The organism is Lacticaseibacillus sp. 866-1, assembly GCF_016861825.1.
Taxonomy (GTDB): Bacteria; Bacillota; Bacilli; order Lactobacillales; family Lactobacillaceae; genus Lacticaseibacillus.
This window is the reverse complement of sequence record NZ_BOLU01000006.1, coordinates 1-16,531: the sequence shown is the minus strand read 5'-3', so window position 1 is coordinate 16,531 and position 16,531 is coordinate 1. Positions and strand designations below refer to the sequence as shown.

The following is a 16,531-nucleotide window of genomic DNA, read 5'->3' as shown; positions in this document are numbered from 1 at the left end:
GCGCCCAAGCCAAACGGCCTGAACGCGTTGATTGATCGTTTAAATCACGATGACCGGGGTGCCGACCGCCACAGCGGCAAACAACTTCGGCATGAAGGCCGGCGGCTGGTTGACGCAGCCGTGCGAGCCGTGCTGCTGATACCACGTACCGCCAAAAGTTGGCTGCCACGAGGCATCGTGTAACCCGACGCCAGTATTATCGATCGGCATCCAATAGTTCACCGGTGTGCGATAATCCTCGCCTACCAGGGTAGCGTTGCGCTGCTTCGACCACACCGCGAACACCCCGCTCGGCGTTGGTGTGGCCGGCTTGCCAGTGACAACGGCGGAATCCAGCACCACTTTGCCATTTTGGTAAAGCCATTCGTGCTGATTTTCCCTGTCGACCTCTAGATACGTGGAGCCAATATCCGTGCCATCAGCGTGGTAACCGGTACCTTGGTGCAGAACCGGCTGGGTGAAGTCCTTGCCAGCTTTGATCAGGGTAATCAGGGCATCGGTTTCCTTGCTCTGCATAATGCTCCAACCATAAGTGCCAGCCGGCACCGTGACGATTCCTTGCTTGGTCGAATGAAACTGGCGGGACTTGTTGTACGTGTTGTACTTGTCGGCGAGTTCAGACACAAACTTGGCCACACCACCGCGGTCGACCTGGACGCTGCCGTCAGAGTAACTCAGCCACGATTTGAGCCGGTCGCTTGAAATCTGCTCCTGATGGTTTGTGACCGTCACGACAGCCTTGATGTCACCCATTGCTTGCAGCTTGCTAACAGCATCTTTCAGGGCTTGATCATTGGCCTTGGCCTTAGGCTGGGCGAACGTTTGCTTCAAAGCGACCGTGCGGCGGTTAGCTTGAATCGCCCCGGCAAGCGCCTCGGCCAGCTTGGCGGCATCGATTTGGTTACCTGGTTTTTCCTTCTCAATGTTGTAGCTGTCATTCGTCAAAACGACCTTGGCATCGACCGGCGCGGTCCGCGACGCGTTCAGCTTGGCTGCCTCGGCGTTCGCGTACTGCTTGATCTCCGCGCTGTCGGCGCTAGAGGCCAAAGCCGTTTTATCGCTTTGCGCCAGCACCACCGCGGAAAAACCCCACGGATTCTGCTTGGATAATAGCTTATTCAGCATGGTCGTGTAATCACGCTTGAGGCCCAATGTTTGCCCGGACACTGTGGCCACAGTCTTGCCGCCGTCCTTCAGCTGGTAATTCACGTCGGCCAGCTGCGCCTTCATTTTCGCATCCGCCTGTTTGACGGTTTTACCGCTCAGGTCGACACCCAAGGCCTCAGTCTTCGGTAAAAACCGGTCTTGGTAATGGTTACTGCGGACCCCGTAACCGATCCCAGCAACGGCCAAAATGGCGACTGCGGCGGTAATCAACCAACTTTTTCTTTTCATAACTGCTCCTTACCATAGTCAAATCGCTTGTGTGCAAAGTATATCACACTGACTAATAGTTAGCCCATCAGCCTTCAAATCAATTATACCGCCCCCAGCACCCCTGACAACCGCTGGGGTCCGGGCAAGCGTTGCCAATGCTTAATTCTTAGTAAAAACTATTTTTATACCACGGTAGCCAAAAAAAGAAGCTGCACGCGGCAGCTTCTTCCTAAGCGTGACCATTATTTGGCCGCTTGCAGTTCCTTGATGCGGGCGTTGGTCGCGTCCAGTTTCGTCGTAAAGTCGGTTCGTTTGGCCTTCTGTTCCGTGATCACTGCTTCCGGCGCCTTGGCCAAGAAACCTTGATTGCTCAGCTTCTTGTCGGCCCGCGTTATCTCCTGCTCGAGCTTCTTGGCGTCTTTTCGCAGCTTAGCGATTTCCTCATCCAAGTCGATCAGTTCCTTGAGCGGGACATAGATCGTCGCGCCGGTCGTGACGGCGCTGCCGGCCAAGGCTGGGGCCTCGACGTCGGTACCCACAGTCATTGCCTTCAGGTGAACGAACCGGTCGATGAAGTCGCGGTTATCATTGAAGACCGCCTCCAGACTTGGGTCCTGCAGCTTGATGATCAAGTCGATCGGACTGGCCAGCGGCGCGTTGACCTCGGCGCGAATGTTGCGGACACCGCGAATCAGCTCAATGATGGCCTGCATCTGCGCGACAGCAGCCGGATTTTCAAATTCTTGGTGCGTGGTCGGGTATGCCGCCGTCACCAGGGACTCGCCGTCGTGGGGCATCGTCAGCCAGATTTTTTCTGTCACAAACGGCATGATCGGCTGCAGCAGGCGCAGGGTCTGATCCAGCACATAGCGCAGGTTGACCCGCTTTTGCGCCTTGATCGTCTCATCGTCGCCGTAAAGGACTTCCTTGGACATTTCGATGTACCAGTCGGCCAGTTCATTCCAGATGAAGTTGTACAGCGCGCGGTCGGCTTCGCCAAACTCAAAGTGGTCGAACAGGCGCGTCACCTCAGCGACTGTGTCGTTCAGGCGGGCAAAAATCCACTTGTCCGACAGGTCGAAAGTGCTTGGATCCGGCTCGTCGTCTGCTTTCGTGTCGCCCAGGTTCATCAGCACAAAGCGACTCATGTTCCAAATCTTGTTGATGAAGTTCCAGGCTGCGTCCATCTGGGTGTAGGAGAAACGGGCGTCCTGGCCAGGCTTGTTGCCCTGCGTCAGGAACCAGCGCAACGCGTCGGCGCCGTACTTTTCAATGACGTCCATCGGATCGATGCCGTTACCCAGGGACTTGCTCATCTTGCGGCCCTGCTCGTCGCGCATCAGGCCGTGAATCAAGGTGTGCTCAAACGGGCGCTGACCGGTGAACTCAAGGCCTTGGAAAATCATGCGAGCAACCCAAAACGGAATGATGTCGTAGCCGGTAACCAGCGTGTTGGTCGGGTAGTAGCGCTTGAAGTCAGGCGCGTCCTTGTCCGGCCAGCCCAGCGTGGAAAATGGCCACAAGGCGCTGGAAAACCAGGTATCCAGAACATCGGGATCCTGTTCCCAGTTTTCCGGGTCCTTCGGGTCTTCTTCGCCGACGTAAGTCTCGCCGGTCTTCTTGTTGTACCAGGCCGGGATGCGGTGACCCCACCAGAGCTGGCGGGAGATGACCCAGTCGTGAATGTTTGCCATCCAGTTCAGGAAGGTGTGTTCGAAGCGGTCTGGCACGAAGTCGACCTTGCCGGCGCCTTGCTGGTTTTTGATGGCGGCTTCAGCGAGCGGCTTCATCTTGACGAACCACTGGGTGGACAGGCGGGCTTCAACCTGCACGCCGGTGCGTTCGGAGTGGCCGACACTGTGGACAATCGGCACGATTTTAATGATGTCACCGGAGTCCTGCAAATCCTTGACGAGCGTCTTGCGGCACTCGAAGCGGTCCATGCCCTGGTACTTGCCGGCGTTTTCGTTCATGGTGCCGTCGTCATTCATGCAGTTGATACGCGGCAGGTCATGGCGCAGGCCGACCTGGAAGTCGTTGGGGTCGTGGGCCGGCGTGATTTTAACGGCCCCGGTCCCAAAGTCCATGTCCGCGTGCTCATCGGCGATGATTGGAATCTTTCGGCCGACGCCCGGCACGATGACTTCTTTGCCAATCATGTCTTTGTAGCGCGGATCCTTGCTGTTGACGGCCACGGCGGTATCGCCAAACATGGTTTCCGGCCGGGTGGTGGCAATTTCAATGCCGCCCTTCGTCCCATCGGCGAAGGGATAAATCAGGTGGTAAAAAGCACCCTTGTCGTCTTGGTGAATGACCTCGATGTCGGACAACGCCGTGCGCGCCTGCGGATCCCAGTTAACAATGTACTCGCCGCGGTAGATCAGGCCCTTGTTGTAAAGGTCGACGAACACCTTGCGAACCGCCTTGGACAACCCGTCATCAAGGGTGAACCGCTCGCGAGAATAGTCCAATGACAGGCCCATTTTGGCCCACTGCTTGTGAATAATTGCCGCGTACTCGTCCTTCCAGTCCCAAACCTGCTGGATGAACTTATCACGGCCCAGGTCGTAGCGCGAAATCCCCTGCTCGCGCAGCTTGGCTTCGACTTTGGCTTGCGTCGCGATGCCGGCGTGATCCATCCCCGGCAGGTACAAGGTGTCATAGCCCTGCATCCGCTTTTGGCGAATGATCATGTCCTGCAGCGTCGTGTCCCAGGCGTGGCCCATGTGCAGCTTGCCGGTGACGTTCGGCGGCGGGATAACGATCGTGTACGGCTTGGCCTTCTTGTCGCCGTTTGGTTTGAATACGCCCTGGTCCAGCCACTTCTGATAGCGGCCGGCTTCGACTGCTTTGGGGTCGAATTTTGGTGCTAATTCTTCACTCATAAGGATCCTCCTGTTGTTTTCGATGCCGAGATCGGGTAGTTGCGCTCAGGCGGGCAACGGGTGAGCATCCAGCTACGCCTAACGCACCGCCGCCAAAAAACGGCGGCAACGCGTTAGGCTATGCTGGCTGTCACCCTAAAAGCGCCCGCCTTCGCAGCTTGCACAAAAAAACTCGCCCTATCGATTAGGACGAGTTAGCTCGCGGTACCACCTAAATTAAGGCTCAACGCCTTCACTTGAACCTGATAACGGGTGGTCCCGGTCGGCCCTACTGACTTCAGGTCGACGGCTCGCAAGCTACTTATCACGGAACACTTCAAGGCTCACACCACCCGCCTTGTCGCTGAAAAAGCGTCCCGCAACCCTCTTGGTCATCGCGTTGACGCTATTATAAGCCGAGCGGCCGCGACCCGTCAACGGGCTTTCGCCTTTTGGTGCGCGGTGTACAGCAGGCTTTGCAGCTCCGAGGTCAAATCGATGTAGCGGATGGTAGTCTGCGGCGCGCAGGCCACCGGCTGCGGTGCGAACGTCATGATGGCGTTGATGCCGAACGCCTCCAGCGTGCCGATCACCCCGGTTTGCGACGCACTCGGCACCGCGAGGATTGCCGTGTGAATGTTCGGGTTCATGTGTGCCGCCAGAGTCGCAAACGGGTACACCGGAATGCCGCCAATGCGAGTGTTGACCTTCGTCGGGTCGGCGTCGAACGCCATGACAATGTTCAGGTCCGGATTACGGCGAAAATTATTCATCAGCAGCGCGCGCCCCAAGCCGCCGACGCCGACCAGAATAATTGACTCGGAAGAATCCACGTCGAGCAGCTGGCCGAACTCCTCCACCAACGTCGCAATGCTGTAGCCGTAGCCGCTTTTGCCGAGCTCTCCGAAGCTGGAAAAATCGCGGCGGATGGTCGCAGATGGTATGTGAATAATTTCGCTTAGACGGTCCGAACGAATGCGGGCGACGCCTTCCTGCTGTAGCTGGACAACTGCGCGATAGTACAGGGGAATGCGTTTAATCGTAGCTTTTGAGACATGTGCTTTTGTGTTTTGCATGGGTCTTGCCTCCGCCCTTGAATTCTGTGTAAGCGTTCACAATGTCAGTTTAGCATAACCTTTGTGAACGAACAAACAAAATCCGGTGGAAGTGCGCGACCGCCAGACGTACTGGGTTCCGGGAGGATTGGGCCGGCGACGCACAGCAATCGTGGTGGGCACCACTTCAAGCCCTGTATCCCAGAAGCGCAACTCTTTTATCGGCATAATAAAAGCTGCCCTCACCAGGCAGCTTGCAGTACTCACTGATCTAATTTCATCTGCACAAACGTGACCGGAGTCCCATACGCATCAGCCTCGCGCGTGCCGGTTTGTTTGAAGCCCAAGGCCTCATACAGGTGGCGGGCACGGGCGTTAAAGTCCGCGACCTCGAGGGTAATGGGGCCGGCGTAGTGGTAGCGCTGGCGGCCAAAGTCGATGCCGGCCTGAACGAAGGCGCGGCCACGGCCGGCGCCCGTGTAGGCCGGCGCCAGCCCCAAGCCAATTTCCATCACGCCATTGGGGAAAGAAAACTCGTACATCCCGATCAGCTCGTCGTTTTCCAGCACCGAATAGTAGTCATCCCCGTCATCAGCAAAAATGTTGTCCATTTCTACCGCGTGAACCGCGGCGGGAATGTTATAGAACTCATACGGCGCTGGATAGACCCAATCCAAGTACGCCTTGGCCTCGGGCCGATTCATGTAGCGGATCTCAGTCATCGCGGTCTCCTTTTTACAGCAGCTCAGAAATCATGTCCTGGTCTTGGTTCATGAACTCGTCGGACGACTTGATCTCGGTGATCTTCACACCATCCAAGGCGCGCTGCATCAGCCCCTCAACGTCCAGCTTGCTTTCGTAGTAGCGCGTCTTGTCCAGGTTTGGCTTGGTCTTAGGAGACGGCGGCGCGAAAATTGTGCAGCAGTCTTCAAACGGCATGATCGACAGGTCGTAGGTGTCGATGTCCTGCGCGACCTTGATGATCTCCGTCTTGTCCATCGTGGCCACTGGCCGAATGATCGGCATGTTGGTCACATCGTTGATGGCGACCATGCTTTCCAAAGTCTGGGACGCCACTTGGCCGATCGACTCGCCGTTGACGATGGCCAGACCCCCGCGCTGCTTGGCCAGCGCCTCGGTCAGCCGCAGCATCAGCCGCCGCTGCACCGTCATCAGGTACCCTTCCGGTACGGTGGCCTTAATGGTTTCCTGAATCTCAGTGAACGGCACCTGAATAAACTTGATGTAGCCGGCGTATGGCGCCAGTTTGGTGGTTAGCTGCTTGGCCTTGTTCAAAGCCGAGTCGGACGTGTACGGCGGGCTGAAAAAGTGAACCATTTCCAGATCGACACCGCGCTTTAGGGCGTAATAGCCGGCGACCGGGGAATCGATCCCACCGGACAGCATCAGCATGGCCTTCCCGGCGGTGCCGACGGGCATGCCCAGCGCGCCTTGAATCGTTTGCGTAGACAGATAAATCGCGTCACGGCGCACTTCCACCCGCAAGGTGTAATCCGGATGGTGCATCTGCACCTTGAGGTCTGGCCGGTGATCGACCAAAAAGTCGCCGAGATTCAAGTTCATCTGGTTCGTGTCAAGCGCAAACGTGTGGTCCGCACGCCGGGTGTTGACCTTGTAACTGGCTCCCTGCGGCACAGATTCATTCATTAATGCCAGCACGGCCTCGTGCACTTGGTCCATGTCTTTTTCAACTTTCACAGATGGCGAATAGGTCTGGATGCCAAACACCTTGGACAGGCGGGCCATCACGGCCTTGGCGTCCTCACCGTTGAGCTCGATGTGCAGCCGGTCGCGCTTGGGCCGAATGGTCAGGTCGGGAAATTCGTGCAACGCCTTGGTGACGTTGCCGTGCAGGCGGCTGATGAAAGCTTGGCGGTTCTTGCCCTTGGTGGACAACTCGCCATAGCGCACCATGATTTCAGTGTAATTCACAGATTTTTTCCTCCAATAAAGTGGCAACGGGTTAGGCAGACGGCATCAACTTGGCAAAGCCGGCATAAACCTGGTCGAACGCCTGGTTAAAGGCCCTGGCCTCGTCCATCGTGTTGTACTCGTCCAAGCTGACCCGGATCGCGGATGTGGCGATACTGTCGTCGACATGCATCGCGGCCAAGGTGGAGCTTTCAGTACCTTTTTTGCTTGAGCAGGCCGAAGTCGTCGAGATGTAGATGTCGTGCGGCTCAAACGCGTGGACAATGGTTTCACCGCGCACCCCGGCGATGGCAAACGTCAAAATGTGCGGGGCGAAGTCAGGCGTCAGCTGCGAAAACATCGTCACGTTCGCGAACTGGCTGACGTGGTCGTAAATCGCCTTGCGAATGGCCTGCTGGTGCGCGACCTTTTTATCCTCATCGGTCAACAGCAGCCGCAGCGCCTTAGCCATCGCCGCGATTGCCGGCGTGTTTTCAGTGCCGGAACGCAGGTTATCCTCCTGGCCGCCACCGGTCAACAGCGGCGCGATGTGCCGGCCCTCTTTGATGTAAACAAACCCGGTCCCGCGCGGCGCGTGGAACTTGTGGCCGGAGAACGTCAGAAAATCGATGCGCGGATTGCGCAGCGACTTCATCAGACCTTTGCCGATCGCTTGCACGGCGTCAACATGAAAGTGAATGCTCGGGTAGTCCTCGAGGATTTTCGCGACAGCATCGATCGGCTGCTTGGCGCCGACCTCGTTGTTGACTGCCATCACCGAAACCAGAATCGTGTCCGGCCGGATCGCCGCGCGCAGTTCTTCGGGATCGATGAAACCGCGCTTGTCGACAGGCAGATAAGTCACCTCAAAGCCCAGCTCCTCCAGCTGCCTCATCGTGTTGATCACTGCGGGATGTTCGACCTGCGTGGTGATCAAGTGCTTGCCAAAAGGCCGCTTCTCGATGGCCGTCCCCTTGATGACCCAGTTGTCGCCTTCAGTGCCGCAGGACGTGAAATAGATCTCGTCGGGTTTGGCGTGCATCAGGTCCGCAATCTGCTTGCGGGCACTTTGCAGCACCTCATTGCCCTTGCCGCCGACCGCATGCAGGCTGCTCGGATTGCCAAAAAAGTCCTCGGAGACCTTGCGGTAGGTGTCCAGAACCACCGGCAGCGCCTTGGTCGTTGCGCTATTGTCGAAATAAATCATGGTCAACATTCTTCCTTTTCGTAAGTTTAGCTGCATGCAAGTATACCAAATATTTTGGCGAAAATGAACCGCCAGGATCCGCCTGGCAGAATAAATAGAAGAATGTTCAGCCAGCCTGTATACTTTTGGCAGAGTTCAGACGTCTTATTCACGGAGGGAGGGGCGAGATGGCCAAATCAGAGTTCGACCAGCATTTGCTGGCGCTAGGCGGCGTGGTCGTGCAGCGGCTGCAGGCGCGCGGGATCCAGCGGGCCGACGCGGAAGACGCAGTGGCGACGGCCTACGAGAAAATCATCGTCATGCTGCCGGACCTTTCCGTGCGCAACTTTGACGGCTGGTTCTACCGCATCGCGCTCAATGCCTTCCTGGACAGTCTGCGCAGGCGCCAGCGCGAAACGCTGACTGCCGCCATTCCCGAACCTGCCGCCGCCAGTCCGGCGCAATTTGCCGAGATGCTTGCACCGCTGCCCGCCAACCAGCAAGAACTGCTGGCGTTGAAATATTATTACGGTTTTTCATATCAAGAAATCGCGCAGCTGCTCGGCCTGAAGCCAGCCAGTGTGAAAACCATGCTGGCGAGGGCGCGGGCCAGTCTGCGCACCAAATGGGAGGAATAACAATGTTAGACAAAGCGCTGCAACATGCCAAGTGGAAGCAGCGGCTGATGATGGCCGTCATCGCCGCCATCGTCGTCGTGATTTTGGTACCACTGGGTTACGTCGTTCTCAACAAAGTGGCGGCCCGGCAAAGCGCGGCCCTGTTTGACCAGCTGAATGCTTACCACACTGTCGCAGAGCCCAATGTCGAGCTTTCCTCGGAGATGCTGGCTAACGACACCAGTTTTGGCGGTAATGTAGTGACCAAAGAATATAAGGACATCGACGGTTACAAAGTCCCTTGGGGAACCTACACGTCCCAGTACACCAACCTGCGCTGGGAGCTGGACGACCGGTTGTTCGCTCAGAGCATTGAACGCCGCGATAAGCGTTTCGGCCTGCAACAGTTCCAGCCCGGGAGCACGCAAAAAATCGCGCGATTCTACACTGGGACCAAGGACTTGCCTAACGAGGCCCAAACGCTGGCCGAGCTGCCTGATCACGTCGGCGAAATCGCCGTCACTTTTAACCGCGGCTACACTTATGCTGAGCTGAAACGGCTGCTGCCAAAGAACCTTGAGCTGCGGTGGGGCTACCTGTTTAACGATACCGCGCACGTCTCCATCTCCGGCGACGTGGCGCAGCCTAGAATAGGCGAGAGTCCGATTGGCATGGCCCTCGCCGACGGTCAATCGCCGCAAAGCCAGATTAAATACTGGCGCCAAGCACTCAGCCAATATTGGACCGGCGCCAAGAATAATCAGGCCTATGAAAAGGCGATGAAGACCCCACCGGCGCGATTAAAGTTCAGAGGCGTGATGCTCACCGGCACGACCGAAAATTTGGCCAAAGTCGCAACTGCCCCGTATGTGAGTGGGACCAGCGTGGGCGTGACAGTACCCCGCGTACCGTTCATCACGCCAACTAAATAAGGCAAATGCGGCCGCAGGTAGAAACTTGCGGCCGCACTTTTCTTCTATCCTATTGAACCCAATTAGACGAGTTCGTCGTGCTGCTGGGCGTTGAAGTCGTCGGCCACCTTCTTGTAGCTGCCTGGCTCCACCTTTTCGAGCACGGTGGCAATGGCATCAGCTGCCCCTTGGTAATCGTACTTGGCGTATAACTTTGCTGAATCGGTCATGGCCTGGGCCACTTCCTCGTGGGAGGTCTTGTAGCGGTTCGCGTATTGCATGAGCTGCTCGCACAGCCCTGCGGCACTGATCAGGTCGCGACTTTGCTGCTTCAACTGGTCAATGTCCGCGGACACCCGAATCAGCGTTTTGGCAATGGCGTCCAAGTCGATTTTGACCTGATCCATGTCGTCTTTCAGCTGCAGGATCTCGTCGCTGACGACCTTGAAGAAGTCGCGATAGGCTTTTGGCAGACCCGGCAGGTCGTGGCGAGACACCTCATAGCGCACATCACGCACGGCCCGCTCGAACGCGTCGACCTGAGCCAGCGCCTTGCGTTCGGTTTCGCGCAGACCGGAAACGCTGGCATTGATGGCCTGCTGCTGCTTTTCGATTTCGGTGAGATCTGTGCGATCATGCGTAAACTGGGCCAAAACGTCTGAGTAAATCGCCTGATTCTGATTGATCTGGTCAATGGCCTTGGCGTATGCCTGATCGATCGTGTCCAGTTGCACCTTCAACTCATTTGCCGTTTTGATCTCATCGTGGTTGAGCTGATAGGACTGATTGAGGTGATCCAGCTCGATATTCAGCGTCCGGTTCTGCTGCATTGCGTGGCTGATGAACTGCCGCAGCTCGTCCTTTTGATCCATAACTGAACTCTTCGCGTTGAGTTCCTTTTCCATCACCGCGTACAGGCTGTCGATTTTGTCGGCAATCGTCGCGTTGTTTGCGGTCAGTTCAGTGACGTCCAGGTCCTTGATCTGAGCCTCCGCCTTCGCGACCAGGTTTTGCACCTCGGCGACCCCAGCGGGCACGTCGTCGGTAAAGAGAAAATGCTGCTCAGTCAACTGCTGATAGCCCGATTGGATTTCCTGCAACTGTGAAGGAAATTCGTTGACGACCGAGTTCACCAGCGGCGGCAACTGCTTGACTTGCAGTTTGAGCGCCGCAACGCTATTTTTGAACTGCTTGATCGCGGCTTTTGCCCGCCGCGGGTCACCCCCAACGTTGACTTCAGTCGCCGTAGTCAACTGTGAGGCGATATCCTGCAAGCTGGCTTCCAGCGCCGGGAGCGCGTCGCCATAGGCAAAACTCTTGGCCAGCACCGTCTTGCGCGCGTCCTGATAGTCGTTGCGCAAAACTTTCAGCTGCTTGGCGTTATCGGCCTCAGCCTCTTTGATCATGCCAAGGTGACTTTCGATCTGCTTCATGTCCTTGGCTGCCGAAGTCTGCAGCGCATCGATGTTGGCCATGCCATCTTTGACCTGGCCAAACTTGAATTGCTTGTTGGCCTGCTCCACATCAAGCAGCGCTGTCTGCAGCTCAGTCAGCTCGCCGTCAACCAGACCCTGATACTTTTGCGACCAGGACTTAAAGTCGGCCAGGCTATCGCCAGTCAGGCTCAGCTGCTGAATACTGCGGATCAGCCCCGGCACCGCACCGGTATCAATGGTCGCGACCTCGGCGTCCAAATCGTGGATCAACCGCGCGTTCCGCACCTGATAGCCCCATACCCCTAAGGCTAAGAGCACAATGATGATCAGTACAATAATAATCCAATTCATTTTCTCTACACCTTCCGCGCCGACTTTCAAGATTGCATTCTCGGCCGCTGCCTCGTACACTGACCTTAATGTTCTGAAAATCGTCTTCGGTTCCTAGTATCTCAAAAACGCCGGCAATATGAAACCCTTTTAATAGGAAAAGCCGCGACGTTTCGGACTTTTGACGCAAAAAGGAGTGTCACCATGACTGCCATTGATCCAATCATCGTTGACCAAGTCGCCGCTTTGCTCGACGGCGAGACCAACGTCATCACCAACTTAAGTAATGCCGCCGCTATTTTGTACAACAGCCTGGATCAGGTCAACTGGGCCGGATTCTATATCTACAGCAAGCAGCGCAATTCATTGGACCTCGGCCCGTTCCAAGGCCAGGTCGCCTGCATGCACATCGCGCCCGGCAGCGGCGTCGTCGGTACCAGCTATGAGAAACAAACTCCCCTGCGCGTGCCAAACGTGCACGAATTTGCCGGCCATATCGCCTGCGACGCCGCCAGCAATTCGGAAACAGTGGTCCCGCTGCAGGTTGAAGGCACCATCGTCGGCATCATGGACATTGACTCACCGATCCTCGACCGCTTTTCGGAAAAGGACGTGAAAGTGCTGACGGACTTCGGCGCGGCGCTTTCGAAACACCTTGACGCGGCGGCCCTTTCCGCGATATACTAGTGCGCGTGTAAAATAATGCAGCAGTGAATGGAATGGTCGGCTCCAGTTTGGCAACCGGTATCGGAGAGCTTAGTAACCGCGGCTGCAAGAGCGAACGGCTTAGCCCGACTGCCCGTGTTCTGAATTCACAATTCATTATTTTACTCCAAATAAAAATCTTGGAGGAAATATCCTATGTCTCGTTATACTGGTCCTCGCTGGAAGCAGTCCCGTCGTTTGGGGCTTAGCCTTTCCGGCACTGGTAAAGAACTTGCTCGTCGTCCGTACGCCCCTGGTGACCACGGTGCCAACAACCGCCGTAAGGTTTCCGAATACGGCCAGCAGCTGACTGAAAAGCAGAAGCTGCGTTGGATGTACGGCTTGAACGAACGCCAATTCCAGAACCTGTTTATTCGCGCCGGCAAGCTCAAGGAAGGCACCCATGGTGAGAACTTCATGATCATGCTGGAAAGCCGTCTGGACAACCTGGTCTACCGTCTCGGTTTGGCCACCACTCGTCCGCAGGCGCGTCAGCTCGTTAACCACGGCCACATCACGGTCGATGGCAAGCGCGTTGACATTCCTTCCTACGAAGTAACGCCGGGCCAAGTGATCGGCCTGCGTGAACGCAGCCAGAACCTGGCAATCGTCGGTGAAGCACTCGAAGCAACGATTTCTCGTCCTGCTTACGTCTCCTTCGACGAAAACAAAAAGGAAGGCACCTATGTGCGCCTCCCTACGCGTGACGAACTCGAACCAGACATCGACGAATCCCTTGTCGTTGAATACTACAACCAGAAACTGTAATTCTCGATTACAATTTCCGCGATGCAATATCGAAAAAGCATTTGGCCAGCCGGTCAAATGCTTTTTTGCTTGCGTAAACCATGAAAGTCATCGTCGAGACAACCCATATTGGCAGAAGTCATTCATTTAACCTGCCCGCATTCTTATCCGATTGTTTCATGAACTGCGTCAGCAACTGAAGGTCTTGTGCCGTGATTGTCATTATCGAGACCCGCCTCTTCGTCCAGCGGCACCTTTATGACCGCCATCAGTGACAGTAAATCTCAATCACAGCTAGCCCGTCTGAATCCGCGATGTGCCACTTCGCGTCATCCCCCGTAAAGCAGGCCGCTGACAACTAGTCAAAGTTAAGACTACGCATGGCAAAGACCCTTACCGACAATGCCAGATATGCCGTGACTGTCAAACGCAACGAACGCACCGTCACCATGCAAGCGCAAATCGCCACAAGCCATGTCAGCTTTAACGACAAAATTGATTGGCACATTTTAGCCACGATCGTTCGTGCCACCATTCTACTGTCTGGGATCAGGAATACGCGTGAGGCAACTTGCCCAGGTCCTAATATTGACGATTACGAATAGTTCGTAATAGCGCTACAATGATCGCGTAAGTATTTGTGAAAATTTTATTTTATAGAAAGAAGATGCTGAGGTGAAATTACTCGCAATCGTCGGCAACAACGCGACCAAGTCATACAATCGCACGTTGCTGAAGTATATGAAAGCTCATTTTGCCGACAAGGCGACGATCGACCTGCAGGAGGTTCGCGACCTGCCAATGTTCAATGAGGATGAGCTAGATCATTTTCCTCCGGCCATTGAAACCCTGATTCGTAAAGTGGAGGCTGCCGACGGAGTCATTATTGCCACCCCTGAATACGATCATTCCATGACCGCAAGTCTCAAAAGCGTGATTGAATGGCTGTCTGCAAGTTATCATTCACTGGCCGGCAAGCCCATCATGATCGTTGGTGCCTCCCTGGGCGCTCAAGGCACGGTCCGGGCCCAAATGGACCTGCGGCATGTCCTTGACGCGCCTGGGGTCGATGCTTGCGTGCTGCCTGGCAACGAGTTCATGTTGCCCCATGCCGCAACGGCATTCGATGCGAATGGCGCGTTGAAGGACCAGAAAACCGTCAAGTTTCTTGACGAATGTTTCAGTCAATTCATTAAATTTATCCACTTATACAGTGACGAGACAAAGGAGAACCATCAAATGAGTGTCGCAAGAACCTGGGATCAGAGTTTTGATGTTGTGGTTTTGGGCTTCGGTGGTGCCGGGGCAACCGCCGCGCGGTTCGCTGCAGACGCTGGTGCTAAGGTGCTGCTGGTTGATTCCGCACCGGAAGGCCATGAAGGCGGCAATACCCGGTACGCCGGCCAAGTCGTCGGCGCGGGCACCGATTTTGACCAGCTGAAAACCTACTACAAGGCGATGACCGCGCCGATGAACCTCGACGAGGACATGATCGATACCTACGTTGACGGCATGGTCAAGATGCCCGACTACTTCCGCAAGTATCTGGGTGTGGAGCCCCTGAGTATCGCTAAGGACTGGGATCACAGCAAGGTCGACTTGCACGGGATTCTGCATGAATTTCCTGACTTTCCCGGCGTGAACGCGTATGACCTGCTGGTCGTACATGAGCGTCAATTCGACTCCGCACTATGGAAAAAACTGCGCAAAGAAGTTCTCGACCGCAGCGACAAAATTACGGTCTGGTACAGCTCACCAGCCAAGCACCTTGTGCAGGACCCGGAAACCGGTGCCGTACTTGGTGCACAGATCGAGCATGATCACGTTCTGCTAGACATCAAGGCGCGCGGCGGCGTCATTTTAGCCACCGGCGGGTTTGAAAACAATCCGGCAATGATTCAGGATTACCTGAAGGCTTCCCGCCTGGCTCCAATCGGGTCGCTTTACAACAAAGGCGACGGCATCAAGCTGGGCGAAGAAGTCGGTGCCGACATGTGGCACATGGCAAACTATGAATCACTGGGCATGCTGCATGGGCTGACTTTTGCTGGTCCTGCTGGTACCCGCGGCCGCTTGATCCTGAGCTGGCCAAAAGCCGCTGACGGCAGTACCTTCACGGTCGGCGACGACGGCTCGCGGTACTTCAACGAGGCCGAAGCTAACAAGCACGGCCACATTTACTATCACGGCACCTGGCAGGTTCCAATCGCTAATGACCACCCACACCTGATTTTTGATCAGACGCAGTGGGACGCGATTCATGCCAATAAGTTACCAGTCGATAATTTCGACGACATCACCGTCAAGGCGGCCAGCCTAGAAGACTTGGCCAAATTGATCAACGCCAAGCCCGACGTCTTGGTCAAGGCTCGGGAAGACTTCGACCACTTCGCCGAAACCGGTCGCGACTATGCCTTCGACCGGCCGGCAAGCACGATGCGCGCGTTTGACGACGGGCCATACTACGCCGTGCCGTTGCGCCAGACCGTGCTCAACACGCAAGGCGGCCCGCGGCGCAACAGCCGGGCTGAAGTGCTGAACACCGATGGCGAGGCCATCAAGAATCTGTACTCTGATGGTGAACTTGGCGGCATCAACGCCAACCAGTATCAAGGTGGCAACAACCTGGCCGAATGCCTGATTTGGGGCAAAATCGCCGGTGAAAATGCCGCTCATGGCCTGAACCCGACGGCCGCGGAGACGACGACAACCGACGCCTCGACCGGCGCTTCGGAACATGAGGAGACGACCGAGCAGTCAGACGCGTCCACCGGCGCCTCGGCCCACGAGGCCAGCACACCGGAAACGTCTGACTACCCGGTTGGGCCTAACCAATACATCGGGAAAAGCGACGCCGGCATGGGCAACGAGATCGTCGTTCGGGTAACCTACGATTCAGGTAAATTGGAAAACGTCGAAGTGCTCAAGCAAAGCGAAAGCGCCGACGTTGGCTTGAAGGCCATCAAGGAACTGCCTCACGAGATGGTCGCAGCCAACTCCCCAGAAGTCGATGCGGTGACCGGTGCGTCAGTCACCAGCCACGCGCTGCAAGACGCCGTGGCAGATGCCATCAGTAAGGCGACTGCCTAACTGCAAACAAAAGAAGAACGCCAACGCGTTCTTCTTTTGTTGTCCAGACTTTTGCCATAACACCCACGTAGGAGTGAATAACGTTTCTATCACATGAACTAACACAAAAATTGGTCGATGCCATCGAACATTCAGCCAGTCAACTGTATCCTGGATTATTCATAGAATTTCAAAAAAGCAGCGTAATCCCACGATTCACACGGGACTGCGCTGCTTTGGTGTTTCACCCATTGGGTGCGCCTATATGCTAAGGTTGAGTCGACAAAAACCATCACGAAAGC

At 55.9% G+C, this 16,531-nt stretch carries 12 protein-coding genes and 1 other annotated feature; of the genes, 5 read left to right on the top strand and 7 right to left on the bottom strand.

Annotated features, from left to right (window positions below; all coding sequences use genetic code 11):
• Window positions 1–39: 39 nt before the first annotated feature.
• From JUE30_RS03065 to JUE30_RS03040, 6 genes are all read right to left on the bottom strand, one after another.
• Complete coding sequence (locus tag JUE30_RS03065; RefSeq protein ID WP_203623568.1) at window positions 40–1,395, bottom strand: L,D-transpeptidase family protein; 1,356 nt, start codon at window positions 1,393–1,395, stop codon at window positions 40–42.
• Window positions 1,396–1,619: 224 nt separating this feature from the next.
• On the bottom strand, window positions 1,620–4,262 hold the full coding sequence (locus JUE30_RS03060) for a valine--tRNA ligase (protein WP_203623567.1): 2,643 nt from the start codon (window positions 4,260–4,262) through the stop codon (window positions 1,620–1,622).
• 182 nt (window positions 4,263–4,444) lie between these two features.
• Window positions 4,445–4,646 (bottom strand) — a binding site (T-box leader).
• A gap of 29 nt (window positions 4,647–4,675) precedes the next feature.
• A complete protein-coding gene (locus JUE30_RS03055; RefSeq protein ID WP_125755566.1) occupies window positions 4,676–5,317 on the bottom strand; it encodes a redox-sensing transcriptional repressor Rex in 642 nt (213 codons plus the stop codon).
• A gap of 242 nt (window positions 5,318–5,559) precedes the next feature.
• Window positions 5,560–6,018 carry a GNAT family N-acetyltransferase gene (locus tag JUE30_RS03050; protein ID WP_125755568.1) on the bottom strand — a complete coding sequence of 153 codons (459 nt, stop codon included), beginning with the start codon at window positions 6,016–6,018 and terminating at the stop codon, window positions 5,560–5,562.
• Between the two features lie 13 nt (window positions 6,019–6,031).
• Window positions 6,032–7,249, bottom strand: a complete 1,218-nt coding sequence (gene thiI / locus JUE30_RS03045) for a tRNA uracil 4-sulfurtransferase ThiI (RefSeq protein WP_203623566.1) — start codon at window positions 7,247–7,249, stop codon at window positions 6,032–6,034.
• Between the two features lie 31 nt (window positions 7,250–7,280).
• Entirely contained in the window at window positions 7,281–8,435 is a 1,155-nt protein-coding gene (locus JUE30_RS03040) for a cysteine desulfurase family protein (RefSeq protein ID WP_203623565.1), read from the bottom strand.
• A 167-nt stretch (window positions 8,436–8,602) separates the two neighbouring features.
• Here JUE30_RS03040 and JUE30_RS03035 point away from each other — a divergent pair, with 167 nt between their 5' ends.
• Both JUE30_RS03035 and JUE30_RS03030 read left to right on the top strand, forming a co-directional pair.
• Window positions 8,603–9,052 carry an RNA polymerase sigma factor gene (locus JUE30_RS03035; RefSeq protein WP_203623564.1) on the top strand — a complete coding sequence of 150 codons (450 nt, stop codon included), beginning with the start codon at window positions 8,603–8,605 and terminating at the stop codon, window positions 9,050–9,052.
• Window positions 9,053–9,054: 2 nt separating this feature from the next.
• Complete coding sequence (locus tag JUE30_RS03030) at window positions 9,055–9,963, top strand: sigma factor regulator N-terminal domain-containing protein (protein WP_203623563.1); 909 nt, start codon at window positions 9,055–9,057, stop codon at window positions 9,961–9,963.
• Window positions 9,964–10,025: 62 nt separating this feature from the next.
• On the opposite strand, the gene ezrA is transcribed toward JUE30_RS03030, so the two are convergent.
• A complete protein-coding gene (ezrA, locus tag JUE30_RS03025) occupies window positions 10,026–11,729 on the bottom strand; it encodes a septation ring formation regulator EzrA (protein WP_203623562.1) in 1,704 nt (567 codons plus the stop codon).
• 183 nt (window positions 11,730–11,912) lie between these two features.
• Here ezrA and JUE30_RS03020 point away from each other — a divergent pair, with 183 nt between their 5' ends.
• From JUE30_RS03020 to JUE30_RS03010, 3 genes are all read left to right on the top strand, one after another.
• The gene (locus JUE30_RS03020) at window positions 11,913–12,395 is read left to right on the top strand and encodes a GAF domain-containing protein (protein ID WP_203623561.1); all 483 of its coding nucleotides are present in this window, start codon (window positions 11,913–11,915) and stop codon (window positions 12,393–12,395) included.
• 174 nt (window positions 12,396–12,569) lie between these two features.
• Entirely contained in the window at window positions 12,570–13,181 is a 612-nt protein-coding gene (gene rpsD / locus JUE30_RS03015; RefSeq protein ID WP_125755582.1) for a 30S ribosomal protein S4, read from the top strand.
• 654 nt (window positions 13,182–13,835) lie between these two features.
• Window positions 13,836–16,250, top strand: a complete 2,415-nt coding sequence (locus JUE30_RS03010) for an NAD(P)H-dependent oxidoreductase (protein ID WP_203623560.1) — start codon at window positions 13,836–13,838, stop codon at window positions 16,248–16,250.
• Window positions 16,251–16,531: the final 281 nt, after the last annotated feature.

Coding starts and splice junctions, on each gene's coding strand:
- JUE30_RS03065 (WP_203623568.1), bottom strand. CDS start 1,395: ATGAAAAGAAAAAGTTGGTTGATTACCGCCGCAGTCGCCATTTTGGCC.
- JUE30_RS03060 (WP_203623567.1), bottom strand. CDS start 4,262: ATGAGTGAAGAATTAGCACCAAAATTCGACCCCAAAGCAGTCGAAGCC.
- JUE30_RS03055 (WP_125755566.1), bottom strand. CDS start 5,317: ATGCAAAACACAAAAGCACATGTCTCAAAAGCTACGATTAAACGCATT.
- JUE30_RS03050 (WP_125755568.1), bottom strand. CDS start 6,018: ATGACTGAGATCCGCTACATGAATCGGCCCGAGGCCAAGGCGTACTTG.
- JUE30_RS03040 (WP_203623565.1), bottom strand. CDS start 8,435: ATGATTTATTTCGACAATAGCGCAACGACCAAGGCGCTGCCGGTGGTT.
- JUE30_RS03035 (WP_203623564.1), top strand. CDS start 8,603: ATGGCCAAATCAGAGTTCGACCAGCATTTGCTGGCGCTAGGCGGCGTG.
- JUE30_RS03030 (WP_203623563.1), top strand. CDS start 9,055: ATGTTAGACAAAGCGCTGCAACATGCCAAGTGGAAGCAGCGGCTGATG.
- ezrA (WP_203623562.1), bottom strand. CDS start 11,729: ATGAATTGGATTATTATTGTACTGATCATCATTGTGCTCTTAGCCTTA.
- JUE30_RS03020 (WP_203623561.1), top strand. CDS start 11,913: ATGACTGCCATTGATCCAATCATCGTTGACCAAGTCGCCGCTTTGCTC.
- rpsD (WP_125755582.1), top strand. CDS start 12,570: ATGTCTCGTTATACTGGTCCTCGCTGGAAGCAGTCCCGTCGTTTGGGG.